Genomic DNA, 25,702 nt, shown 5'->3' on the forward strand with positions numbered 1-25,702 from the left:
GAAGTTTTGAAAGCTTAGAAATGAGCATTCCATCAGTATGATGATGAATGTTGATTTCTAGTCTTTGATTAGATCGTTCTTTAAAAATTTGGGTATGTGATAGAAAGATAGACTGAACGTTACTTTCACTGGTAACGGATCAGGCTAAGGTAAAATTTGTGAGTTACTCTGAATTGAGTATTATCGAATTTTCGGCGAATGTCGTCTTCACAGTATAACCAGATTGCTTGGGGTTATATGGTCAAGTGAAGAAGCGCATACGGTGGATGCCTTGGCAGTCAGAGGCGATGAAAGACGTGGTAGCCTGCGAAAAGCTTCGGGGAGTCGGCAAACAGACTTTGATCCGGAGATGTCTGAATGGGGGAACCCAGCCATCATAAGATGGTTATCTTGTACTGAATACATAGGTGCAAGAGGCGAACCAGGGGAACTGAAACATCTAAGTACCCTGAGGAAAAGAAATCAACCGAGATTCCCTTAGTAGTGGCGAGCGAACGGGGACTAGCCCTTAAGTGGCTTTGAGATTAGCGGAACGCTCTGGAAAGTGCGGCCATAGTGGGTGATAGCCCTGTACGCGAAAATCTCTTAGTCATGAAATCGAGTAGGACGGAGCACGAGAAACTTTGTCTGAATATGGGGGGACCATCCTCCAAGGCTAAATACTACTGACTGACCGATAGTGAACTAGTACCGTGAGGGAAAGGCGAAAAGAACCCCGGAGAGGGGAGTGAAATAGATCCTGAAACCGTATGCGTACAAGCAGTGGGAGCCCACTTTGTTGGGTGACTGCGTACCTTTTGTATAATGGGTCAGCGACTTATTTTCAGTGGCGAGCTTAACCGAATAGGGGAGGCGTAGCGAAAGCGAGTCTTAATAGGGCGTCTAGTCGCTGGGAATAGACCCGAAACCGGGCGATCTATCCATGGGCAGGTTGAAGGTTGGGTAACACTAACTGGAGGACCGAACCGACTACCGTTGAAAAGTTAGCGGATGACCTGTGGATCGGAGTGAAAGGCTAATCAAGCTCGGAGATAGCTGGTTCTCCTCGAAAGCTATTTAGGTAGCGCCTCATGTATCACTGTAGGGGGTAGAGCACTGTTTCGGCTAGGGGGTCATCCCGACTTACCAAACCGATGCAAACTCCGAATACCTACAAGTGCCGAGCATGGGAGACACACGGCGGGTGCTAACGTCCGTCGTGAAAAGGGAAACAACCCAGACCGTCAGCTAAGGTCCCAAAGTTATGGTTAAGTGGGAAACGATGTGGGAAGGCTTAGACAGCTAGGAGGTTGGCTTAGAAGCAGCCACCCTTTAAAGAAAGCGTAATAGCTCACTAGTCGAGTCGGCCTGCGCGGAAGATGTAACGGGGCTCAAACCATACACCGAAGCTACGGGTATCACCTTCGGGTGATGCGGTAGAGGAGCGTTCTGTAAGCCTGTGAAGGTGAGTTGAGAAGCTTGCTGGAGGTATCAGAAGTGCGAATGCTGACATGAGTAACGACAATGGGTGTGAAAAACACCCACGCCGAAAGACCAAGGTTTCCTGCGCAACGTTAATCGACGCAGGGTTAGTCGGTCCCTAAGGCGAGGCTGAAAAGCGTAGTCGATGGAAAACAGGTTAATATTCCTGTACTTCTGGTTATTGCGATGGAGGGACGGAGAAGGCTAGGCCAGCTTGGCGTTGGTTGTCCAAGTTTAAGGTGGTAGGCTGGAATCTTAGGTAAATCCGGGATTCTAAGGCCGAGAGCTGATGACGAGTCATCTTTTAGATGACGAAGTGGTTGATGCCATGCTTCCAAGAAAAGCTTCTAAGCTTCAGGTAACCAGGAACCGTACCCCAAACCGACACAGGTGGTTGGGTAGAGAATACCAAGGCGCTTGAGAGAACTCGGGTGAAGGAACTAGGCAAAATGGCACCGTAACTTCGGGAGAAGGTGCGCCGGTGAGGGTGAAGGACTTGCTCCGTAAGCTCATGCCGGTCGAAGATACCAGGCCGCTGCGACTGTTTATTAAAAACACAGCACTCTGCAAACACGAAAGTGGACGTATAGGGTGTGACGCCTGCCCGGTGCCGGAAGGTTAATTGATGGGGTTAGCTAACGCGAAGCTCTTGATCGAAGCCCCGGTAAACGGCGGCCGTAACTATAACGGTCCTAAGGTAGCGAAATTCCTTGTCGGGTAAGTTCCGACCTGCACGAATGGCGTAACGATGGCGGCGCTGTCTCCACCCGAGACTCAGTGAAATTGAAATCGCTGTGAAGATGCAGTGTATCCGCGGCTAGACGGAAAGACCCCGTGAACCTTTACTATAGCTTTGCACTGGACTTTGAATTTGCTTGTGTAGGATAGGTGGGAGGCTTTGAAGCGTGGACGCCAGTTCGCGTGGAGCCAACCTTGAAATACCACCCTGGCAACTTTGAGGTTCTAACTCAGGTCCGTTATCCGGATCGAGGACAGTGTATGGTGGGTAGTTTGACTGGGGCGGTCTCCTCCTAAAGAGTAACGGAGGAGTACGAAGGTGCGCTCAGACCGGTCGGAAATCGGTCGTAGAGTATAAAGGCAAAAGCGCGCTTGACTGCGAGACAGACACGTCGAGCAGGTACGAAAGTAGGTCTTAGTGATCCGGTGGTTCTGTATGGAAGGGCCATCGCTCAACGGATAAAAGGTACTCCGGGGATAACAGGCTGATACCGCCCAAGAGTTCATATCGACGGCGGTGTTTGGCACCTCGATGTCGGCTCATCACATCCTGGGGCTGAAGCCGGTCCCAAGGGTATGGCTGTTCGCCATTTAAAGTGGTACGCGAGCTGGGTTTAGAACGTCGTGAGACAGTTCGGTCCCTATCTGCCGTGGACGTTTGAGATTTGAGAGGGGCTGCTCCTAGTACGAGAGGACCGGAGTGGACGAACCTCTGGTGTTCCGGTTGTCACGCCAGTGGCATTGCCGGGTAGCTATGTTCGGGAAAGATAACCGCTGAAAGCATCTAAGCGGGAAACTTGCCTCAAGATGAGATCTCACTGGAACCTTGAGTTCCCTGAAGGGCCGTCGAAGACTACGACGTTGATAGGTTGGGTGTGTAAGCGCTGTGAGGCGTTGAGCTAACCAATACTAATTGCCCGTGAGGCTTGACCATATAACACCCAAGCAATTTGCGTCGAAAGGCCAAGTTGCGGTGTGAAGACGAAACGAACCGAAAGTTCGATGTTCACAAAACACCGATAGCTGTCACATACCCAATTTGCTGAAGCGAGGCCATCAGGTCACGACTCAGTACCCGAATTTCTTGACGACCATAGAGCGTTGGAACCACCTGATCCCATCCCGAACTCAGCAGTGAAACGATGCATCGCCGATGGTAGTGTGGGGTTTCCCCATGTGAGAGTAGGTCATCGTCAAGATTAAATTCCGAAACCCCAATTGCGAAAGCAGTTGGGGTTTTGTTTTGTCCGCAGGAAAGTTCGTACAGCAATCACAGACGCCGTCCGGCTGTCATCACCTGCCGACAATGCTAAGGTTCTGACCTAGCTTTTGTACTTTTCTCCAAGGAAGTCTTATGCCGGACGCCCAGTCCCTCAACGCTGCATTCATGGTGGTTCAGAGCAATAGCCTGGACGAACTGCGCAGCCTGGTGGTCAGCATCATGCGGCGCTATCCACTGGCTCCCTTGGAAAATGAAATTGCCCTGGTACAGAGTAACGGCATCGCCCAGTGGCTTAAATTGGCCTTGGCCGAGGACCCTGAAGAAGACGACCTTGGGGGTTGCGGTATCGCTGCGGCGATTGATGTGCAATTGCCCGGTAGTTTCATGTGGCAGCTCTACCGCATGGTTTTGGGCCGAGATGAAATTCCGGCCAAATCCCTGCTCGATAAAGCCCCGCTGACCTGGCGCCTCATGAGGCTGCTACCTCAGGTTATCGACCGCGCGCATTTCGAACCTTTGCAACGTTTCCTGACTCACGACACTGACCTGCGCAAGCGATATCAATTATCCGAGCGCCTGGCGGATCTGTTCGACCAATACCAGGTGTATAGAGCTGACTGGCTTGAAGATTGGGCTGAAGGTCGACATCAACTGCGTAACGTCAGAGGCGAAGTAAAGCCACTATCGCCCACCAGTTGCTGGCAGGCTGAGCTCTGGCGTGCGTTGTTGGAAGATGTGGGTGCCCAAGGTATGGCTCAGAGCCGCGCCGGTGTTCATCAGCGTTTTATCGAGCGCATCGGTAACCTCGCAGAAGCGCCAGCGGGGCTGCCTTCACGAGTGATCGTTTTCGGGATTTCCTCATTGCCGGCCCAAGTGCTTGAAGCGTTGGCCGGACTCGCGCGTTTCAGTCAGGTTCTGCTGTGTGTCCATAACCCATGCCGCCATCACTGGGCCGACATCGTCGCTGACAAGGATTTGCTGCGTCACCAGTACAAGCGCCAATCGCGCAAGAGCGGTATGCCCGTAGTACTTGATCCCGAGACCCTGCATCAACATGCTCACCCTCTCCTTGCGGCATGGGGAAAACAAGGTCGCGATTACATCAACCTGCTCGACAGCTATGACGATCCCAACAGCTATCGATCGGCATTTCGCGACGGACGCATCGACCTGTTCAGCGAAACCCAGCCACATAATCTGCTCAATCAACTTCAGGACGACATCCTGGAACTGCGCCCACTCGATGAGACTCGCGAGCATTGGCCTGTGGTGGATCTGGCACACGACAAGTCGATCCGTTTTCATATTGCCCACAGCGCTCAACGCGAGGTGGAAATCCTTCACGACCAACTACTGGCGCGGTTCAGTGCCAATCCGGATCTACGCCCTCGCGACGTGATTGTGATGGTGCCGGACATCGACAGCTATGCACCTCATATCCGTGCGGTTTTTGGTCAACTTGATCGCTATGACCCACGCTTCATCCCATTCACCTTGGCGGATCAGGGACAGCGCGGGCGTGATCCATTACTGATTGCGGTTGAGCACCTGCTCAAACTGCCGGACAGTCGTTTCCCCGTCAGTGAAATCCTCGACCTGCTTGACGTTCCCGCATTGCGCGCCCGTTTTGGAGTGGAAGAGCGCGACTTGCCGACGCTACACCGCTGGATTGAAGGCGCCGGTGTGCGCTGGGGCATGAACGCCCAGCAACGTGCCGGGCTAGGTTTGCCGGACGAGTTGGAGCAGAACAGCTGGCACTTCGGCCTGCGTCGAATGCTCCTTGGTTACGCGGTCGGTAGCTCAACAGACTGCGCGGGTATCGAGCCCTACGATGAAATCGGGGGGCTGGATGCCGCGTTGATTGGGCCCTTGGTAGCTTTGCTCGATGCGCTGGAACTCGCCCATCAGGAACTCACACAACCGGCTCAACCCAAAGAGTGGGGGCATCGCTTGCAGGCGTTGATGCAGCTGTTCTTCAAAGCCAGCAACGAGCACGACGATTACTTGCTCACTCAGCTTGAAGAGCTTCGCGAAACCTGGCTGGAGACCTGTGGGGCTGTAGGACTTGAAGATGATCTTCCGCTTACCGTCGTTCGTGAAGCCTGGCTCGCCGGACTGGATCAGGGCCGTTTGTCTCAGCGCTTTCTTGCCGGCGCGGTGAACTTTTGTACGCTGATGCCCATGCGTGCCATTCCATTCAAGCTTGTCTGTTTGCTGGGGATGAATGATGGCGATTATCCCCGCGCGCAACCACCACTCGACTTCGATCTGATGGGCAGCGACTACCGGCCGGGGGATCGTTCACGGCGCGAGGATGATCGCTATCTTTTGCTCGAAGCCCTCCTGTCTGCACGTAACCAGCTCTACATCAGTTGGGTTGGCCGCAGCATTCGTGACAATAGCGAGCGACCTGCTTCGGTGCTGATCGGCCAGTTACGCGATCATCTCGCCAGCGGCTGGCGATCAATCGACGAAAGCCAGGATCTGTTAAGCGCCATGACGGAAGAACACCCGCTGCAGCCCTTCAGTGCGCGCTATTTCCACGAAGGCGATCAGTTGTTCAGCTATGCCAGCGAATGGCAGGTTTTGCATCAAAGCCACGAGAAACAAAACGAGGCGGAATTGCTCGCGCCCCACGTCCAGGAGGAGCCATTGAGTCTCACCCTGTTGCAGGACTTCTTGCGTAACCCGGTTCGGCACTTTTTCACTCAGAGACTCAAAGTGTACTTTGAAGCCGCGCAAGCGCCGCAGGCCGATGAAGAGCCTTTTGTACTGGACGCTCTGCAACGATATACGCTCAGCGACAGCTTGCTCGAAGCGGCGCTCAGGCAACCGGACAATGTTGATCAGGCACTGGAAGCCCAGGCCCGACGCCTGCAAAACAGTGGGTTATTGCCAATGGCAGGGTTTGGCGAGTGCCTTCAACGGGAACTGATCGAACCGTTACCCGACCTGCTGCAACGCTATCAGCAACTCCTGACCCTGTGGCCGACGCCGTTGACCAGTGCGACCCCGATCAGCCTCGAGTTGCAGGGCTTGCGTCTTGAAGGCTGGCTCTCGGCTTTGCATCAGCGCGCTGACGGAGGTCTGTTGTCGGTCACGACCATTCCCAACAGCATCGGCTCGATCAAAAGCCGCAAATGGCATCGACTCACAAAGCCCTGGGTCAATCACCTTGCGGCCTGCGCCAGCGGTCTCTCGCTGACCACGGCGTTGGTGGCCAGTGACGACACGTTACTGCTTGAACCCATGGAGCAGGGGAGAGCCATTCGTTTCCTCGGGGATCTTCTACTCGCCTGGCAAGCGGGCATGCGCCAGCCTCTGCCGATCGCAGTGAAGACCGCTTTTGCCTGGCTGTCCCAGACCGACCCAGTCAAGGCCGAGGCCGCTGCCCGTAAAACCTACGAAGGCGATGGACAGACCAGTGAAGGCGAGCGCCGCGAAAGTCCTGCACTGTCCCGACAATTCACCGACTTCGTTGCATTACTCTCGGACGAGACCTTTTCAGGTTGGTGCGACGCCTTGTATCGTCCTCTGTTTGAAGCGCCCTGGCAGTCATTGTCCAGTGAAGGGGCGCGCTCATGAGCACGAAGACACCACTTGCGCTGGCATTCCCTCTGCGGGGCAGCCAGTTGATCGAAGCCAGTGCCGGCACTGGCAAAACCTTCACTATTTCTGCGCTCTACCTGCGGCTGATCCTTGGCCATGGTGGCGAGTCAAACGGCTTCGCCCGCGAACTGTTGCCGCCTCAGATTCTAGTGGTGACGTTCACCGATGCAGCGACCAAAGAACTGCGTGAGCGGATTCGCACACGCCTTGCCGAGGCCGCGCGATTCTTCCGTGACGAAACGCCAGCCCCTGATGCACTGATCGCCGAACTACGCGATCAATTCGACCCTCAGCAATGGCCCGGTTGCGCCAATCGTCTGGATATCGCTGCGCAATGGATGGACGAAGCAGCCGTCTCCACCATTCACAGTTGGTGTCAGCGCATGCTGCGCGAGCATGCTTTCGATAGCGGCAGCTTGTTCACCCAATCCCTGGAAACCGACCACAGCGATTTGCTCGGCGAAGTGCTGCGCGACTACTGGCGCCTGTTCTGTTACCCGATGCAAGGTGACGCCTTGAATTGGGTTCGCAGCAATTGGGGTGGGCCTGCGGCGTTGTTACCTCGGGTGCGCGGTTTGTTCGCCAGTGAGCGCGACAGCGATGAAGGCAAAGCTCCGGCAGAGCTGATCGAAGAGTGCTTGCAAGAGCGCCGCGCAGCTTTGATCGAACTGAAAATGCCATGGCGGCAATGGGCCGATGAGTTGCTCGCGATCTGTCATCAGGGCGTTGCCAGTAAAACCGTCGACGGTCGCAAGATGCAGGCACGGTACTTTGAACCGTGGTTCGAAAAGCTCAGGACCTGGGCCGAAGACGAGTCATTGGAGCAACTGGACATTGGCACCGGATTCACGCGACTGACGCCCGACGGGATGGCCGAAGCCTGGAAAGGCCAAGCCCCGAGTCATCCGGGACTCGACGCGATGCCGGGGCTAAAGTCGAGCCTCGATTCTTTGCCAACCCCCGATGCGGCGGTGTTGCAGCACGCCGCCAAATGGGTAGGGGCGCGCTTCGAAGAAGAGAAACGTCGCCGCGCCGAGATGGGCTTCGACGACATGCTGCTGCGCCTGGATGCGGCGCTGCAATCGGAGGGCGGCGAACGTCTCGCAACGCTGATCCGCGAGCAATTCCCGGTCGCGCTGATCGACGAGTTTCAGGACACCGACCCGGTGCAATACCGAATCTTCGAAAGCATCTACCGCATCGAAGAAAACAATCCCGATACTGGTCTGTTTCTGATCGGCGATCCCAAGCAGGCGATTTACGCTTTTCGTGGCGCAGACATCTACACCTATTTACGCGCTCGCCAAGCCACTACCGGTCGTCTGCATACGCTGGGCACCAACTTCCGTTCCAGCCATGGCATGGTGACAGCGGTCAACCATCTATTCGAGCGCGCTGAGTCCCGAGAGCAGGGACGCGGTGCGTTTTTGTTCCGGGAAAAAAGTGGTGAAAACCCTGTACCGTTTCAACCGGTGGAATCTCAGGGTCGTAAAGAAAAACTGCAGATCGCCGGACAGGACGTCGCGGCGCTGAATGTCTGGCACTTGTCCACCGATCAACCCCTGTCAGGCGCGGTCTACCGTCAACAGTTGGCAGCTTCCTGCGCGAGCGAAATCACCGCTCTGCTCAATGGCGGGCAAACCGGTAGCGCAGGGTTCATTCAGGATGGCAAATCCTTCAGAGGCCTGCGACCGTCCGACATTGCGATCCTCGTACGTGACGGAAAAGAGGCCCAGGCTGTTCGCGGGGAACTCGCCAACCGCGGTGTGCGCAGCGTTTATCTGTCCGACAAGGATTCGGTTTTCGCGGCTCAGGAAGCTCACGACTTGTTGTCCTGGCTCAAGGCCTGCGCCGAGCCTGATGTCGAACGTTCCCTGAAAGCGGCGCTGGCCTGTATCACCCTGAACCTGCCGTTGGCAGAGCTCGAACGCCTGAACCAGGATGAGCTGGTCTGGGAAACTCGCGTCATGCAGTTCCGGGGCTATCGCGAGCTTTGGCGCAAGCAAGGCGTACTGCCGATGTTGCGGCGCCTGCTGCATGACTTCCACTTGCCGCAGAACTTGATCGCACGTAGCGATGGTGAGCGTGTGCTGACCAACCTTTTGCATCTGTCGGAACTGATGCAGCAAGCCGCCGCCGAACTGGATGGTGAGCAAGCGTTGATCCGTCATCTGGCCGAGCTTCTGGCGTTGTCCGGTCAGGCCGGCGAAGAGCAGATTCTGCGCCTGGAAAGCGACGAACAACTGGTCAAAGTCGTGACCATCCACAAGTCGAAAGGCCTCGAATATCCGTTGGTGTTTTTGCCCTTCATCTGCTCGGCAAAACCGGTGGACGGTAGTCGATTGCCGCTGCATTACCACGACGCTTCGGGCAAGGCTCAAGTGAGCTTGAAGCCAACCCCCGAGCTGATTGCGCAAGCGGACGATGAGCGTCTGGCCGAGGATTTACGCTTGCTCTACGTCGCCCTGACCCGGGCGCAACATGCTTGCTGGCTCGGGGTGACGGATCTCAAACGGGGCAACAACAATAGCTCCGTTCTGAATCTTTCTGCGCTGGGTTACTTGCTGGGTGGTGGCGACTCCTTGAAGGAGTCCATCGGACTGAGTCGTTGGCTGCAAGATCTGCAACAAGACTGCACGGCCATCAGCATGGGTGAAATGCCGCAACCCACCGACGAGCATTACCAGCCACCGCGCAATGACTCGGTCCTCAGTGCCACTCTGTTACCCAAACGCAAGGCCAGCGAAAACTGGTGGATCGCGTCATACAGCGCATTGCGCATCAGCGACGTATTGAGTGTCGGCAGTGATGAAGCGCCGGACAGTCCTCAGGCCCAGAAACTGTTCGATGACGAACGTCTCGACCCCGATGCTCCGCGAGAAATCATTGCCGGTGGTGCCGATATCCATCGCTTCCCCCGTGGCCCAAATCCGGGAACGTTTCTCCATGGTTTGCTGGAGTGGGCGGGTGACGATGGTTTCGCCGTTACCCGTGAGGCATTGGAGGACGCGATTGCCCGGCGTTGTAATTTGCGCGGCTGGGAGGGCTGGATAATTACCCTGACTGACTGGCTGCAACACTTGCTCAAATCCCCGCTACTGGTTGGTGGCGGGCAAGCACCGGTCATTCTTGAGCAACTGAAACAGTACCGGGTCGAAATGGAATTCTGGTTCGCCAGCCATAAAGTCGACGTACTCAAACTCGACGAGCTGGTGCGCCAGTACACCCACAATGGCGTGGCGCGGGTGGCGGCCGAACCGGTGCAGCTCAATGGCATGTTCAAAGGCTTCATCGACCTGACCTTCGAGCACGACGGTCGCTATTACGTGGCCGACTACAAATCCAACTGGCTGGGTGCCGATGACCTGGCCTACACCGAACAGGCCATGGAGCAGTCGATCCTCGAAAACCGCTACGACCTGCAATACGTGTTGTACCTGTTGGCGTTGCATCGCCAGCTCAAGGCACGATTGCCCGACTACGATTACGACCGGCATGTCGGTGGCGCGCTGTACCTGTTCCTGCGCGGTACTCGCGCGGACAGTCGCGGCGTTTACTTTGCCCGTCCGCCGCGTGAGCTGATCGAGCGTCTTGACCGGATGTTTCAAGGCAAACCCGAACCCAAAGCCCAACCCGCATGGGAACAGGGAGTCCTGCTATGAGCCGCACCTTCGACGATCTCTTACCGACGCCGCTGACTGCGGACAGCTTGTCTTCACTCTCGCCACTGACGCGCTCCGATGATCTGCTGTTGCTGCTCACCCGGTGGGTCGAGCGAGGCTGGCTGCGTGCGCTGGACAAAGCATTCGTCGCGTTTCTTCACGAGCTAGACCCCGATACTGATCCATTGGTGTTGCTCGCCGCCGCACTGACCAGCCATCAACTCGGTCATGGCCATGTATGCCTGGACCTGTTCGAAACCCTCAAAGCGCCGGATTTCGCCCTGTCGCTACCGCCCGAAGGCGATGTACAAGGCGGGGTGCTGTTGCTGCCTTCGCAATTGCTGGAGGCACTCGACGGTGCACACTGGTGCAAAGCGCTGGCAGGCAGCCCGTTAGTTGCATTGTCGGCTGATAGCAGTGATTCCGCACAGCAACGTCCACTGGTGTTGTCTGGCAAACGGCTTTACCTGAGACGCTATTGGACCTATGAGCGCCGCATCGATACGGCGTTGCGCCAACGCCTTTCTCAGGGCGAAGCGACGCCAATTGATCTACCACAACGGCTGAACGGATTGTTCGGAGTGGCCAAAACCGACGATGTGATCGACTGGCAGAAACTCGCCTGCGCCATCGCGACACGCGGAGCCTTCAGCATTGTCACTGGCGGCCCGGGCACCGGCAAAACCACCACGGTGGTGCGTTTGCTGGCATTGCTTCAGGCGCCAGCGGTGGAGGCGGGGCATCCGTTGCGAATTCGTCTGGCGGCGCCGACTGGCAAAGCGGCGGCACGGTTGACCGAGTCCATCAGTCAGCAAGTGCAATCGCTGAAAGTCGCTGAAGACGTGCGGGCCAAAATCCCCTGCGACGTGACCACGGTGCACCGCTTGCTCGGTAGCCGTCCCGGCACCCGACACTTCCGCCACCATGCAGGCAATCGCTTGCCACTGGATGTGCTGGTGGTCGATGAGGCCTCGATGATTGACCTGGAAATGATGGCCAATCTGCTTGATGCCTTGCCGGCCCATGCGCGATTGGTGTTGCTGGGTGACAAGGATCAGTTGGCTTCCGTAGAGGCCGGAGCGGTGCTGGGAGATCTGTGCCGCGACGCCGAAAGCGGTTGGTATAGCCCTCAGACGCGGCAGTGGCTTGAGTCGGTCAGCGGTGAAACCTTGCAGGACAGCGGTTTGCATGAAGACGTCGACGGCACCCATCCGCTTGCGCAACAAGTGGTGATGTTGCGCCACTCCCGGCGATTCGGCGAAGGCAGTGGTATCGGCCAACTCGCGCGGCGGGTCAATCAACAGTTGCCGGATGAGGCGCGCCAGCTACTGGCGGCGGGGCATTACAACGATGTGTATTCATTGCCGCTCAAAGGCGAGCACGATCACAAACTGGAGCAACTGCTGCTTGAGGGGCATGGTGATGGCCCGCAAGGTTATCGGCATTATCTGAGCGTGCTGCGCAATCAGCGCCCACCGCTCGGCAGGCCGCTCGAACATCCGGACTGGATCAATTGGGCCCGTGAAGTATTGCAAGCGTTCGACACCTTCCAGTTGCTGTGCGCCGTGCGCAAGGGCCCGTGGGGTGTTGAAGGTCTGAACCAGCGCATCACGGCCGCACTGCTCAAGGCTCGCCTGATCGAAAGCGACCAGCAATGGTACGAGGGCCGCCCGGTGTTGATGACCCGCAACGACTACGGTCTGGGTTTGATGAACGGCGATATCGGTATTGCCTTGAAACTCCCCGAGCGCGAAGGGCCTGACGCTGGCAAACCGGTGTTGCGCGTGGCCTTCCCGCGTAACGATGGTCAGGGCGGCGTGCGCTTCGTGTTGCCGAGTCGGCTCAACGACGTCGAAACCGTGTACGCCATGACCGTGCACAAATCCCAGGGCTCGGAGTTCGCCCATACCGCGTTGATCCTGCCGGACGCGCTGAATCCCGTGCTGACCAAGGAGTTGATCTACACCGGTATCACCCGGGCCAAGCACTGGTTCACCTTGATCGAGCCGCGCGCCGGGGTCTTTGAAGAGGCGGTGCAGCGCAAGGTGAAGCGTCTTAGCGGGCTCATGCTGGAACTGGAAGAGGGCGCTGAGGTTCGGTGATGATGAACGCTGCGATTTGCGGCGATTACTGACCAGCCAGTCAGGATTCGCTGTCTCGCTGGTGATTCAGCGCTGTGCTATCGTTGCGGCATCATTTCGTTACGATCCAAGAGAATCCCTGCATGAAGGTGGCTGTCTGGGCGACAGATCGCGTGGTTGGCTGCAAGCACGCAGTGCTTGTCGGTCTGCTCTGGTTGTTGACGGGGGCAGCCGTCGCACAATCGCCAACGCCGACGGGCATGGCCGAGCAACGTGCCCAGTCTGTCACCAAAGTCGTGCTTGGTATTCTCAGCTACGCGCGTTGGCCGGTGGAGCCTGCGCAGTTGCGCCTGTGCATCGTCGGCCCTACCGAATACACCGACGACTTGGTCAAAGGCACTACACAAGCCACTGGCCGGGCGGTCATCGTGCGACGACTGTTGGCGGATAATCCGGCCATCATCAGCGAATGCGATGCGGTTTACATCGGCAAACTCACGGCGGATGAACGCAGTCGCCTGTTTACCTCATTGATTGGCCATCCGGTGCTGAGCATCAGTGAAAGTGACGATCAGTGCACGGTTGGCAGTCTGTTCTGCCTGCGGGTTGGCGACGATCAGGTGTCTTTCGAAGTCAATCTCGACTCCGTTGCCCGCAGCGGTGTGCGCATTCACCCAAGCGTGCTGCAGTTGTCGCGCCGCAAACCGGCGGCGCCATGAAACTGTTCAGTTCCAAAATCCGCCCCACGCTGGGCTCGGTCATCGGTCGCGGGCATTTGATTGTTGCGCTGGTGGCCGTGGCTATGGCCAGTGTCTCGTTGACCCTGCTGGGGGTTCTGGCGCTACGGGTTTACGCCGATCACAACTTGCACCTGATCGCCCGCTCGATCAGTTACACCGTCGAAGCGGCAGTAGTGTTCAACGACAAGTCTGCTGCAACTGAAGCACTGGCGCTGATCGCCTCCACCGAGGAGGTGGCCGATGCCCAAGTGCTCGATGCTAAGGGCCAGTTGCTCGCACGTTGGCAGCGACCGGAAAATGGTCTGTTCTCCGAGCTGGAAATGCAGGTCACCCGCACCCTTCTGGAGAAACCGGTCAGCCTGCCGATCGTGCACCAGGATCGCGAAATCGGGCGCGTCCTGCTCACCGGTCACGGCGGCAGTCTGATGCGCTTTCTGCTCAGCGGTCTGGCGGGAATCATCCTCTGTACTGCGATCAGTGCCTGGGTCGCGCTCTATCTGGCGCGTCGGCAACTGCGCGGCATTACTGGCCCGCTGCGCAGCCTGGCTGCTGTGGCTCACGCTGCTCGCAGCGACCGAGCGCTGGACCGTCGAGTGCCGCCCGCGAAGATCGCTGAACTCGACAACCTCGGCAACGACTTCAACGCCTTGCTCGATGAGCTCGAGTCTTGGCAAACCCATTTGCAAAACGAAAACGAAACGCTCGCTCACCAGGCCAGTCACGACAGCCTGACCGGGCTGCCGAACCGCGCCTTTTTCGAGGGCCGATTGATTCGCGCGCTGCGTAATGCCAGCAAACTCAACGAGCGGGTGGCGGTGCTGTTTCTCGACAGTGATCGGTTCAAAGGCATCAATGATAATTTCGGTCATGCCGCCGGTGACGCGGTGTTGGTGGCGATCGCCAGTCGGGTGCGCGCGCAACTGCGCGAGGAAGATCTGGTGGCGCGATTGGGTGGTGACGAGTTCGCCGTCTTGCTCACACCGCTGCACAAGGTCGAAGACGCCGAACGCATCGCCGACAAGATTCTGGCCAGCATGGACATGCCCATCGTGCTACCGGACGAGTCTAGTGTCATGACGTCGCTCAGTATCGGCATTGCGGTTTACCCCGATCATGGCGCTACGCCGGGCGGCTTGCTCAATGCTGCAGATGCGGCGATGTATCAAGCCAAACGCTTGTCGCGCGGCGCCCAATTCACGGCCGGGTCGGAGCACCCGGTCGATCCCGTGCAATCCAGGAGCTGATGCCCGTGTTCACACTTCCTACTCGATTTTTTTCCGCTTTGCTGTTGATGGCCGCACTGGCCCTGACCGGTTGCCAGACCGCACCGCAAAAAGGCCTGACCCCGGCGCAAGTCACCGTGCTCAAACAACAAGGCTTTGAGCTGACCGACGAGGGCTGGGAGTTTGGCCTGTCCGGCAAAGTACTGTTTGGCAGCGATGTCGAAAGCCTGAACAACCAGAGCACCGAGATCGTCGAACGTATCGGCAAGGCGTTGTTGGGCGTCGGCATCGAGCGCGTGCGGGTCGATGGCCACACCGATGCCTCGGGCAAGGAAACCTACAATCAGCAACTGTCGCTGCGCCGAGCCAAAAGTGTCGCCAAAGTGCTGGGCACGGTCGGCATGAAGCAAGAGAACATTCAACTGCAAGGTCTGGGCAGCAGCGAACCGGTGGCCTCCAACGACACCCCGGAGGGCCGCACGGAAAACCGCCGAGTGTCGATTGTGGTCAGCGCCGATTAATCGGCGAACTGCATCTCGCGGGTTTGCCCCATCAACAGCCCCTGATTGCGCTCGGTCACCTCACGGATGTAATCCCACAACAGGGTGATCCGCTTGAGCTTCCTCAGGTCCTCGCGGCAGTACATCCAGAACTGCCGGGTGATGTCGATTTCATCTGGCAGCACTGGCAGCAGGCGCGGATCCTGCGCGGCGAGGAAGCACGGCAGAATCGCCAGTGAGCGCCCTTGCTGCGCCGCGACGAATTGCGCGATCACGCTGGTGCTGCGCAAATGTGCGTTGGCGCCGGGCAGCACGTTTGCCAGGTACAGCAGCTCCGAACTGAACGCCAGGTCATCCACGTAACTGATGAATTGATGCTTGCTCAAATCCGCCGGGCGGCGGATCGGTGGGTGTTTGTCGAGGTAGTCCTGGGTCGCGTACAGCTGCAACCGGTAGTCGCAGAGTTTGCAGCACACGTATGGCCCGTGCTCCGGGCGCTCCAGGGCAATGACGATATCGGCCTCGCGCTTGGACAGGCTGATGAAGTGCGGCAGCGGCAGGATGTCCACTGAGATCGCCGGGTAAGCGTCGACGAAATGGCTTAACTGCGGGGTGATGAAAAAGCTGCCGAACCCTTCGGTGCAGCCCATGCGCACATGTCCGGACAGCGCCACGCCGGAGCCTGACACCTGCTCGCAGGCCATATGCAGCGTGCTTTCGATCGACTCGGCATAACCCAGCAAGCGCTGGCCTTCGGTGGTCAAGACGAAGCCGCTGGTGCGCGACTTTTCGAACAGCAATGTACCCAGCGCCGCTTCCAGCGAACTGATCCGCCGCGACACCGTGGTGTAGTCGACGGCCAGCCGTTTGGCGGCGGTGCTGGCCTTGCGGGTGCGGGCGACTTCGAGGAAAAACTTGAGGTCGTCCCAGTTCAGTGAACCTAGAGAGGTGATGTTTTTTTGCATGATGGACGGGCTTATATGTGCGTTCTTATTAGAAGTTTGCACATCTATACTCCAAAAACAGTCCGACAACCAATTCGTGACACACGCCTCATCTCAAGGCGAACCTTTCGCCTTGGCTCCTACGATAAAAACAAATTTCGGAGACCAGCATGAACGCATCGCTTACGCCCAACGAAACCACGGTCCAGAAGGTCAAGCTGCTGATCAACGGCGAATGGGTCGAGTCGCAGACCACCGAGTGGCACGACATCGTCAACCCGGCGACCCAACAAGTGCTGGCCAAAGTCCCGTTCGCCACTGCCGCTGAAGTCGACGCCGCCGTAAGCGCCGCGCAGCACGCCTTCCAGACCTGGAAACTGACCCCGATCGGCGCACGCATGCGCATCATGCTCAAGCTGCAAGCGCTGATCCGCGAGCATTCCAAGCGCATCGCCGTGGTGCTGAGCGCCGAGCAGGGCAAAACCATTGCCGACGCCGAGGGCGATATTTTCCGTGGCCTGGAAGTGGTCGAGCACGCTTGCTCCATCGGCAGCCTGCAGATGGGCGAGTTCGCCGAGAACGTGGCGGGCGGCGTTGATACCTACACCCTGCGTCAGCCAATCGGTGTCTGCGCCGGCATCACACCGTTCAACTTCCCGGCGATGATTCCGCTGTGGATGTTCCCGATGGCCATCGCCTGCGGCAACACCTTCGTATTGAAGCCTTCGGAGCAGGATCCGTTGTCGACCATGCTGCTGGTGGAACTGGCCATCGAGGCTGGCGTTCCGGCCGGCGTGCTCAACGTGGTGCATGGCGGTAAAGATGTGGTGGATGGCCTGTGCACGCATAAGGACATCAAGGCTATTTCGTTCGTCGGTTCTACCGCTGTCGGCACTCATGTCTACGACTTGGCTGGCAAGCACGGCAAACGCGTGCAATCGATGATGGGCGCGAAGAACCATGCCGTGGTGCTGCCGGATGCCAACCGCGAGCAAGCGCTGAACGCCCTGGTCGGTGCCGGTTTCGGTGCTGCCGGGCAACGCTGCATGGCCACTTCGGTGGTGGTGCTGGTCGCTGCGGCGAAACAATGGCTGCCGGATCTGAAAGCGCTGGCGCAGAAACTCAAGGTCAACGCCGGCAGCGAGCCGGGCACTGATGTTGGCCCGGTGATTTCGAAAAAGGCCAAGGCGCGGATTCTCGACCTGATCGAAAGCGGCATCAAGGAAGGCGCCAAGCTTGAGCTGGACGGTCGCGAGATCAGCGTGCCGGGTTACGAGCAAGGCAACTTCGTCGGCCCGACCCTATTCTCCGGGGTGACGACTGACATGCAGATCTACACCCAGGAAATCTTCGGCCCGGTGCTGGTGGTGCTGGAAGTCGACACTCTCGACCAGGCCATTGCGCTGGTCAACGCCAACCCGTTCGGCAACGGCACTGGCCTGTTCACCCAAAGCGGCGCAGCGGCGCGCAAATTCCAGACTGAAATCGACGTCGGTCAGGTCGGCATCAACATCCCGATTCCAGTACCCGTGCCGTTCTTCAGCTTCACCGGTTCCCGTGGTTCGAAACTCGGCGACCTCGGCCCGTACGGCAAGCAAGTGGTGCAGTTCTACACGCAGACCAAAACGGTCACGGCGCGCTGGTTCGATGACGACAGCGTCAACGACGGCGTGAACACCACCATCAACCTGCGCTGAGGAACGTGCCATGAAAATCGCATTTATCGGTCTGGGTAACATGGGCGCGCCGATGGCGCGCAACCTGATCAAGGCCGGCCATTCGCTGAATCTGGTCGACTTGAACAAAACCGTGCTGGCGGAACTGGAGCAACTGGGCGGTACCATCCGCGCTTCGGCCCGCGAGGCTGCCGAGGACGCCGAACTGGTAATCACCATGCTCCCTGCCGCTGTGCATGTGCGCAGCGTCTGGCTCGGTGAGGAGGGTGTCTTGGCCGGTATCGGCAAAGGCGTGCCGGCAGTCGATTGCAGCACCATCGATCCGCAGACCGCTCGCGATGTGGCGGCGACCGCTGCGAAACAAGGCGTGGCCATGGCTGATGCACCGGTCTCCGGCGGCACGGGTGGCGCGACCGCAGGGACACTGACCTTCATGGTCGGCGCCACCCCGGAGCTGTTCGCTACCCTGCAACCGGTGCTGGCGCAGATGGGCCGCAACATTGTCCATTGTGGCGAAGTCGGCACCGGGCAGATCGCCAAGATCTGCAACAACCTGCTGCTGGCGATTTCGATGGTCGGCGTCAGTGAAGCCATGGCGTTGGGCGATGCACTGGGGATCGACACCTCGGTGCTGGCCGGGATCATCAACAGCTCCACCGGTCGCTGCTGGAGTTCGGAAATGTACAACCCATGGCCGGGCATCGTCGAAACGGCGCCGGCCTCGCGCGGGTATACCGGCGGGTTTGGTGCGGAGTTGATGCTTAAGGATCTGGGCCTGGCCACGGAGGCGGCACGTCAGGCGCATCAGCCGGTGGTGCTCGGCGCGGTGGCGCAGCAGTTGTATCAAGCGATGAGCCAGCGTGGGGACGGCGGGAAAGACTTCTCGGCGATCATCAACAGCTATCGCAAGCCGCAGTAATCATTTGTAGAACGGTGGCGAGGCATCTTGCCACCGTGTCCAACCTTCAGATGCAGTAGGTGTTGCCGGGAAATCACGTCGGGTGATCTCCCGGCTTTTTTGCATCAGGCGAACACGAAATATTTGCGCACGGTCTCGACCACTTCCCACGTGCCTTTCATGCCCGGCTCGACCACAAAGATATCGCCGGCGCGCAGATGAATCGGTGCCATGCCATCCGGCGTGATCACGCAGTAGCCTTCCTGGAAATGGCAGTACTCCCACTTCACGTAATCCACGCGCCACTTGCCCGGGGTGCAAATCCACGTGCCCATGATCTTGCTGCCGTCTTCGCTGGTGTAGGCGTTGAGGTTGACGGTGTGCGGGTCGCCTTCGAGTTTTTCCCATTTGCAGGCGTCGAGTACCGGTAGTGGGTGGGTGTCGCGCAGAACGGTGATAGGGGCGGTGGCGGTCATGAGAACTCCGGGCGGTTGGCTGTGAACTGAAGTCGCACCCTATAGCGCCCGGTCGCGGGTCAGTTGTCTGTGCTCGACATCGAGCTGCTCAGAAACGCGCTGACTGTTATAGCTTTTCCAACGGGCAACTGACCCTGGCCTGTTCGAGGCTGGATTCGAACACTTCAAGTTGCGCGTATTGCCGGGTGAGTTCGCTCAGGGCCGCGCTGATTTCGCGTTTCTTCATTTCGATAGCTTGTCGGGCTCGCTCCCACGGCATCGCCTCACCGTGATGCTCGGCGAAAATCACCTGCAACTCCTTGAGCCGGAAACCCATGTCTTTGGCGCATTTGATGAAGATCAGCAGTTCGACACTCTGTTGATCGTAGAGGCGGTAGTTGCCCTGTCGCCGGGGCGTGGGCAACAGACCAATCGACTCATAGTGACGGATGCTTTTGATGGTGGTGCCGGAGCGTTGCGCGGCTTGGCCGATGTACATAAAAGTCCTTTTTCAGTGTGTAACTGTGCGGCGCATTATCAGCACACTCAGCGACTCGCGATAGCCTGCACCTGTCGCAACCAGGCGTGTCGCTGCTGATCGCTTGAGCCCAGCACCGGGCCGAACGTGAGCGTGCGCAGTGGTTTGATGCCGCAGAAATCAAGGGTGGTTTTGCGTACCTGATGCAGCCCCGGCATGCGATAAAACCAGCGGTAATACCAGGGCGGCGTGTCCATGGTCACCAGCAAATCCGCAGTGCGCCCCTTCAGCAATTTGTCGGGGAAGGCTTTGCCTTTGCGGTATTTGAAGGCGAAACCCGGCAGCAACACCCGATCAAAAAAGCCTTTGAGCAGTGCCGGTATGCCGCCCCACCAAATCGGGTAAACCAGGGTCAGATGTTCGGCCCAGAGGATGTCGGACTGTGCTGCGCGCAAGTCATCTTCCAGCGCCTGAATCTGCTGATAACCCTCGCGCAACACGGGGTCGAAGTTCAGTTCCCCCAGCCGCAACTGGCGCACTTCATGTCCGGCATCGAGTGCCGATTGTGCGTACCCATCGGCGAGTGCGGCGCACAAGCTTGACGTCGAAGGATGGCCGAGAATCAGCAGAATGCGTTTGCCCATGGTCACTGTCCTTGCTGATGAAAAAGCCAAGGATGAAGTCTGCCCCTTAGGGGAGAGTCAAGGCGTGCAGCAGGGCTTTGGCGTAATTGGGCAGGGCGCTGAAATCCCTGGCGCACAACATCAACCTGCGACGCGCCCACAGCTCATCGAGAGCGATGCTTTTGAATGACTGCGGCTTTGCGCGCTCAACGGCGGCCAGCGGCACGATGGCCAACCCGGCGCCACGGGCGACCATGCGGATCACGCCATCGAAACCATCCGCGCGGATACGGATCTGCAGGCGTGAGCCGCTGTGCAGGGCCTGTTCTTCGAGGTAGATCGCCAAGGCGCTGTCGGCGCTCAGTCCTACGAAGTCATGGTGCAGGGTGTCGCTGAAACTGACCTCGGCGGCGTCGGACAAGGGGTGGTCGAGGGGCAGAATCAGCACCAGTGGATCGTCGCGAAACGGCTGGGTCTGTAAGTCGCTGGTGTCCACCGCGTCGGAAACAATCCCGAGATCCGCCGCGCCCTGGCGCAAGGCGTGAGTAATGCGCGCGCTCGGCAACTCTTGCAGATCAATGTCGAGGTTGGGATGACTGCGCAAGAAGTCCGCCAGCACTTCCGGCAGGTATTCGGTGATCGCGGTGGTGTTGCACAACAAACGCACCTGACCTTTGACGCCTTGGGCGTATTCGGCCAAGTCCTGCTGCATGCGTTCGGCCTGTTGCAGGAGGATGCGGGCGTGCTGTGCCAGGGCTTTGCCGGCCGCTGTCGGGGTGACGCCGCGGCGGCCGCGCTCCAGGAAATCGGTGCCCAATGAGGCTTCCATGGCGCGAATGCGTGCGCTGGCGGCGGCGAGGGACAGATGGCTGCGGGCGGCGCCGGCGGTGATATTGCCGGTGTCGAGGATGTGCAGGTAGAGGCGCAGGTCGGTGAGGTCGAAGTGCATGGGTAGCCTCTGGAGTGGTGGTGTCCGGGCTGAGGCCCGAAGCTTCAAAGAAAATGCCAGCCTCTTGTATGGAGAGAGGCAACCTCAGTATATGGCAGATTTTCAACCGCCCTCGACCGGCGCACATTAGCGCCATGAATACACTCGCAGATTTCTACCAAAACCTCGGTCTCGCCCTGTCTGTATTGGTGATCGTCACTTTCGTCCTGGCCGGCCTGGTCAAAGGCGTGATCGGCCTCGGCCTGCCCACCGTCGCCATGGGCCTGCTTGGTCTGGCTATGGCACCGTCACAGGCTGCGGCGTTGCTGATCATTCCGGCCACACTGACCAATCTCTGGCAACTGGCATTCGGCGGTCACTTGAAAGGGCTGATCGAACGCTTGTGGCCCATGCTGTTGATGATCTTCCTCGGTACCGGCGTCGGCACGTTGTGGATCGGCATGGCGGGTGGGCATTGGGTCGGGCGCGGACTCGGCGCGGCGCTGTTGCTATACGCGTTGAGCGGATTATTCCTGCCAACGCTGCACATCAAGCCGCGTCATGAACCGTGGCTCGGCCCGGTCTGCGGTGTCATCACTGGCGTCATCACGTCGGCCACCGGCGTATTTGTCATCCCGGCCGTGCCGTATATCCAGGCGCTCAATTTAAGTCGCGATGAACTGGTGCAGGCGCTCGGTTTGTCCTTCACCGTTTCGACCCTGGCACTGGCCGCCGGACTGCTCTGGCGCGGCGCCCTTGGCGGCGGCGAATTGAGTGCGTCGCTGTTGGCGTTTATCCCGGCGGTGCTTGGTATGTTGCTCGGCCAATGGCTGCGTCAGCGGATCAGCGCCGTGCTGTTCAAGCGCGTGTTCTTTATCGGTCTGGGCACGCTCGGCGCCCATTTGCTGATCAGCGGTTAGCCGATGCTTCGCTGAGCATGTCGATCAGGCGAATATCGAAATCGCGCTCCAGAAAGTCCATGCGCTGATCGTAAAACTGCTTCATGTGCGGCAGCGTTGAATGCACATCGAGATGCGCCTGGGATTCCCAGATCTCGTAGAAGATGAACAGCGTCGGATCTTCTTTATCGCGCAGCATGTGGTACTCGATACAGCCCGGCTCGGCGCGGCTTGGCTCAACGTAGGCACGGAACAGCGCCTCGAAAGCCTCGGCTTTTTCCGGGCGGGTCTTGGCGTGCAGGATGAAACCCAGACGTTCAGTCATCACAAACTCCTCAAATTCTGATAGCTGCAAATGCTACGGCAACAATCGGCGCTTGATTCGTGCGTTTTACTCAAATGTATTTTGCGCAACCCTGGCTTATTCCGCGCGAGGCAGATCGTTAATCTGCCGCCATTCGATTTTCCCTTCTCCCTCCAGCCCAATGGCTGCGCCGAGGCTTTCTCATGAAAAAAGTTTTGTTGCTCAATGGCGGTAAAAAATTCGCCCACTCCGACGGTCGCTATAACGCCACCCTGCACGAAGCCGCGCTGAGCGTGCTGGATCGCGGCGGTCTCGACGTCAAGACCACCTTCATCGACGAGGGGTATGACGTCGCCGAAGAAGTGGCCAAATTCCTCTGGGCCGACGTGATCATTTATCAGATGCCGGGCTGGTGGATGGGCGCGCCGTGGACGGTGAAAAAGTACCTCGACGAAGTCTTCACCGAAGGCCACGGCAGCCTCTACGCCAGCGATGGCCGCACCCGTTCCGATGCGTCGCAGAAGTACGGCAGCGGCGGCCTGATTCAGGGCAAGCAATACATGCTGTCGCTGACCTGGAACGCGCCGCAGCAAGCCTTCGATGACCCGACCGATTTCTTCGAAGCCAAAGGCGTCGACGCCGTGTACTTCCCGTTTCACAAGGCCAACGAGTTTTTAGGCATGACTGCTTTGCCGACGTTCCTCTGCGTAGACGTGATGAAACGCCCGAACATCGAAAACGATGTGGCGCGGTATGAGCAGCACCTGAAAGAGGTGTTCGCTCTCAAGGCTTGAGGTGCTTTCCTCTGGCAAATGGATTTATCTGTGGTGAGGGGATTTATCCCCGATGGGTCGCACAGCGGCCCCGCTCTTGATCCTGATAAAGAAGGGGACTGCTGCGCAGTCCATCGGGGATAAATCCCCTCGCCACAAAGGTGTTCTCTCTCCACAATGAATTTGTGCCGACGATCAATTAAGGGACACCCGTGAAAGCCAGATCCGATGAGTTGCAGATTTTTGTCTGCGTGATCGAATGCGGTTCGATTTCCGCCGCCGCCGAGCAGGTCGGGCAGACGCCATCGGCTGTCAGCCGGACGTTGTCGCGGCTGGAGGCCAAGCTCGACACCACGCTGATCAACCGCACCACGCGGCGTATGGATCTGACCGAGGAGGGCAAGTATTTCTTCGAGCAGGCCAAGCTGATTCTCGATCAGATGGATCAACTCGAAGAACGGCTGTCCTCACGCCAGCAAACCCCGTCCGGACGCCTGCGGATCAACGCCGCGTCGCCGTTCATGCTTCATGCGGTCGTGCCGTATATCGACGAATTCCGCCGGCTCTACCCGGACATCCAGCTCGAACTCAACAGCAATGACCTGATCATTGATCTGCTGGAACAAAGCACCGACGTCGCCATCCGCATCGGCACCCTGGCTGATTCGACGCTGCACGCGCGTTCGCTCGGTTGCAGTCCGCTGCTGATCGTCGCCAGTCCCGCGTATCTGGAAAAACATGGCGCGCCGCAACAAGTGGCGGACTTGAGCGAACACACCTTGCTCGGCTTCACCCAGAACGAAGGCCTCAACCAATGGCCGCTGCGTTACGTGCACGGTGACCGTTGGCCGATCACCCCGGCGATCAGCGCCTCCAGCGGCGAGACCGTGCGGCACCTGGCGTTGAAGGGGCAGGGCATCGCGTGCCTGTCGCACTTCATGACGATTGAGGACATCCGCGCCGGGCGTTTGAAAGTGGTGCTGGCGGAATTCAACAGCGGCTATCGCCAGCCGATCAACGCCGTGTACTACCGTAACTCACAACTGGCGCTGCGCATTCAGTGCTTCCTCGACTTCATCCAGAGCAAACTCGCTGCCTACGCCAGCGCCGATTTCAAGGGCTGATTCGTGACCTCTGCGCAAGAGTGAATTGGGCGAGGACGGGTTTTTCCACAGGGCTCGTCGGTCGATACTCGTCCCATCACTTATTCACGCAGGGAGTTTCTCCATGAACGTATTTGTTACCGGCGCTGCCGGTTTTATCGGCGGCTCCATCGCCACCGGTCTGGTTCAGGCCGGGCATAACGTCACTGGCTTGGTGCGTAGCACTGAGCAGGCTGATGAACTGAAAGCTCTGGGCATCACTCCGGTGATCGGCACCCTCGACGACAAAACGCTGCTCGCCGAACAGGCCCGCGCCGCCGACGCGGTGATCAACGCCGCCAGCAGCGACCATCGCGGCGCGGTCGAAGCCTTGCTCGACGCCTTGCGCGGTTCCAATAAAGTATTCCTGCACACCAGCGGTTCGAGCATCGTCGGCGATGCGTCGGGCGGTAAGTCCAGCGACGTCATCTACTACGAAGACAACCTGCCGGAACCGACCGTCGACAAAGCCGCCCGCGTGGCGATCGACAACCTGATCCTCGCAGCGGCAAACGACGGCGTGAACTCGGCGGTGATCTGCAACACCCTGATCTACGGCCACAGCCTGGGCGTCAACCGCGACAGCGTGCAGTTGCCGCGCTTGCTCAAACAGGCGCGCAAAAGCGGCGTGGTGCGCCATGTCGGCACGGGTCAGAACATCTGGTCCAACGTACACATCGAAGATGTTGTTGCGCTGTACCTGCTGGCGCTGACCAAAAACGTCCCGGGCACGTTCTACTTCGTTGAAAGCGGCGAAGCGTCGTTCATCGACATGACCACTGCCATGGCGCAAGCGCTGAATCTGGACCAGCCACAAGACTGGCCACTGAAAGACGCCGAAGCCGAATGGGGCTACGAAATGGCCAACTACGGCCTCGGCTCCAACAGCCGTGTACGTGGCAAACATGCCCGCGAATTGCTGGGCTGGGCGCCGAAGAGTACGTCGGTGGTTGAATGGATTCGTAACGAAATGGTGTGATGGGCGTTTAAGCCCCGCCGGGCTTCGCCTTCAACCTTTAGAACGGCTGCCATCGGGCAGCCGTTTTTATTTCAGGCTTTGCTCTTGCGTGACGCCAGACCTATGGTGCTCTGAAAATTGCCAGTTCAGCAGGTACAAGGATGATTAACCGTTACGACGCAGAAGGGGCACAGAGCAGCTTTCAGCCAGGCTCTAATGAGCAAGTGCTGAGCAATAAACTGGGAATTACAAGGCCGTGCAGGCAGGTTACGTACCGCTGGACTACAGCAGTTGGGAACGAAATAAAGAGGCTTATTTTTCTGCGATCCACCAAGGTCTGAACTGCAACTACGAACCTATGGAGTATTGGGTAAGACAGGCGTTGTGG

General features: G+C 58.3%; 18 protein-coding genes and 2 rRNA genes. 14 read left to right on the forward strand and 6 right to left on the reverse strand.

Annotated elements, in window-relative coordinates; genetic code table 11:
• Positions 1-239 precede the first annotated feature (239 nt).
• From ACA069_RS03615 to yfiB, 8 genes are all read left to right on the forward strand, one after another.
• Positions 240-3,133: ribosomal RNA gene (locus tag ACA069_RS03615) — 23S ribosomal RNA — on the forward strand.
• Between the two features lie 149 nt (positions 3,134-3,282).
• Positions 3,283-3,398 (forward strand): 5S ribosomal RNA (rrf, locus tag ACA069_RS03620).
• Positions 3,399-3,553: 155 nt separating this feature from the next.
• On the forward strand, positions 3,554-7,006 hold the full coding sequence (gene recC / locus ACA069_RS03625; RefSeq protein ID WP_497616348.1) for an exodeoxyribonuclease V subunit gamma: 3,453 nt from the start codon (positions 3,554-3,556) through the stop codon (positions 7,004-7,006).
• Positions 7,003-10,692: an exodeoxyribonuclease V subunit beta gene (recB, locus tag ACA069_RS03630; RefSeq protein WP_497616350.1), complete on the forward strand. Its 3,690-nt coding sequence runs from the start codon at positions 7,003-7,005 to the stop codon at positions 10,690-10,692. The genes recC and recB overlap by 4 nt, the downstream gene beginning before the upstream one ends.
• On the forward strand, positions 10,689-12,794 hold the full coding sequence (gene recD, locus ACA069_RS03635) for an exodeoxyribonuclease V subunit alpha (protein ID WP_497616351.1): 2,106 nt from the start codon (positions 10,689-10,691) through the stop codon (positions 12,792-12,794). The genes recB and recD overlap by 4 nt, the downstream gene beginning before the upstream one ends.
• Positions 12,795-12,916: 122 nt before the next feature.
• The gene (gene yfiR / locus ACA069_RS03640; protein ID WP_187681267.1) at positions 12,917-13,492 is read left to right on the forward strand and encodes a regulatory sequestration protein YfiR; all 576 of its coding nucleotides are present in this window, start codon (positions 12,917-12,919) and stop codon (positions 13,490-13,492) included.
• The gene (dgcN, locus tag ACA069_RS03645) at positions 13,489-14,757 is read left to right on the forward strand and encodes a diguanylate cyclase DgcN/YfiN (RefSeq protein ID WP_187681268.1); all 1,269 of its coding nucleotides are present in this window, start codon (positions 13,489-13,491) and stop codon (positions 14,755-14,757) included. Before yfiR ends, dgcN begins: the two co-directional genes overlap by 4 nt.
• Positions 14,757-15,257, forward strand: coding sequence for an outer membrane lipoprotein YfiB (yfiB, locus tag ACA069_RS03650; protein ID WP_187681269.1), 501 nt, complete (start codon positions 14,757-14,759; stop codon positions 15,255-15,257). The genes dgcN and yfiB overlap by 1 nt, the downstream gene beginning before the upstream one ends.
• On the opposite strand, the gene ACA069_RS03655 is transcribed toward yfiB, so the two are convergent.
• Positions 15,254-16,201: a LysR family transcriptional regulator gene (locus tag ACA069_RS03655; protein ID WP_187681270.1), complete on the reverse strand. Its 948-nt coding sequence runs from the start codon at positions 16,199-16,201 to the stop codon at positions 15,254-15,256. The two genes, yfiB and ACA069_RS03655, sit on opposite strands and share 4 nt — an antisense overlap.
• Before the next feature lie 149 nt (positions 16,202-16,350).
• On the opposite strand from ACA069_RS03655, the gene ACA069_RS03660 reads away from it, so the two are divergent.
• Positions 16,351-17,877, forward strand: a complete 1,527-nt coding sequence (locus ACA069_RS03660) for a CoA-acylating methylmalonate-semialdehyde dehydrogenase (RefSeq protein WP_497616353.1) — start codon at positions 16,351-16,353, stop codon at positions 17,875-17,877.
• 10 nt (positions 17,878-17,887) lie between these two features.
• On the forward strand, positions 17,888-18,775 hold the full coding sequence (gene mmsB / locus ACA069_RS03665; RefSeq protein ID WP_497616354.1) for a 3-hydroxyisobutyrate dehydrogenase: 888 nt from the start codon (positions 17,888-17,890) through the stop codon (positions 18,773-18,775).
• 104 nt (positions 18,776-18,879) lie between these two features.
• On the opposite strand, the gene ACA069_RS03670 is transcribed toward mmsB, so the two are convergent.
• The 4 genes from ACA069_RS03670 to ACA069_RS03685 form a co-directional block, all read right to left on the reverse strand.
• Entirely contained in the window at positions 18,880-19,230 is a 351-nt protein-coding gene (locus ACA069_RS03670) for a cupin domain-containing protein (RefSeq protein WP_016770579.1), read from the reverse strand.
• 106 nt (positions 19,231-19,336) lie between these two features.
• Positions 19,337-19,708, reverse strand: a complete 372-nt coding sequence (locus tag ACA069_RS03675; RefSeq protein WP_401270446.1) for a MerR family transcriptional regulator — start codon at positions 19,706-19,708, stop codon at positions 19,337-19,339.
• 47 nt (positions 19,709-19,755) lie between these two features.
• Complete coding sequence (locus ACA069_RS03680) at positions 19,756-20,331, reverse strand: NAD(P)H-dependent oxidoreductase (protein WP_401270448.1); 576 nt, start codon at positions 20,329-20,331, stop codon at positions 19,756-19,758.
• A 46-nt stretch (positions 20,332-20,377) separates the two neighbouring features.
• Positions 20,378-21,259: a LysR family transcriptional regulator gene (locus ACA069_RS03685; protein WP_497616355.1), complete on the reverse strand. Its 882-nt coding sequence runs from the start codon at positions 21,257-21,259 to the stop codon at positions 20,378-20,380.
• Between the two features lie 134 nt (positions 21,260-21,393).
• Here ACA069_RS03685 and ACA069_RS03690 point away from each other — a divergent pair, with 134 nt between their 5' ends.
• A complete protein-coding gene (locus ACA069_RS03690) occupies positions 21,394-22,158 on the forward strand; it encodes a sulfite exporter TauE/SafE family protein (RefSeq protein WP_497616356.1) in 765 nt (254 codons plus the stop codon).
• Here the strand turns inward: ACA069_RS03690 and ACA069_RS03695 are convergent.
• Complete coding sequence (locus ACA069_RS03695) at positions 22,148-22,462, reverse strand: putative quinol monooxygenase (RefSeq protein WP_497616357.1); 315 nt, start codon at positions 22,460-22,462, stop codon at positions 22,148-22,150. The genes ACA069_RS03690 and ACA069_RS03695 overlap by 11 nt on opposite strands.
• A gap of 182 nt (positions 22,463-22,644) precedes the next feature.
• Here ACA069_RS03695 and mdaB point away from each other — a divergent pair, with 182 nt between their 5' ends.
• The 3 genes from mdaB (at position 22,645) to ACA069_RS03710 (ending at position 25,335) form a co-directional block, all read left to right on the forward strand.
• Positions 22,645-23,235, forward strand: coding sequence for an NADPH:quinone oxidoreductase MdaB (gene mdaB, locus ACA069_RS03700; protein ID WP_401270458.1), 591 nt, complete (start codon positions 22,645-22,647; stop codon positions 23,233-23,235).
• A gap of 191 nt (positions 23,236-23,426) precedes the next feature.
• Positions 23,427-24,338 carry a LysR substrate-binding domain-containing protein gene (locus ACA069_RS03705; RefSeq protein ID WP_497616358.1) on the forward strand — a complete coding sequence of 304 codons (912 nt, stop codon included), beginning with the start codon at positions 23,427-23,429 and terminating at the stop codon, positions 24,336-24,338.
• Between the two features lie 103 nt (positions 24,339-24,441).
• Positions 24,442-25,335, forward strand: coding sequence for an NAD-dependent epimerase/dehydratase family protein (locus tag ACA069_RS03710; protein ID WP_497616360.1), 894 nt, complete (start codon positions 24,442-24,444; stop codon positions 25,333-25,335).
• Positions 25,336-25,702: the final 367 nt, after the last annotated feature.

The sequence above is a fragment of the Pseudomonas sp. LBUM1652 genome, from assembly GCF_059716105.1.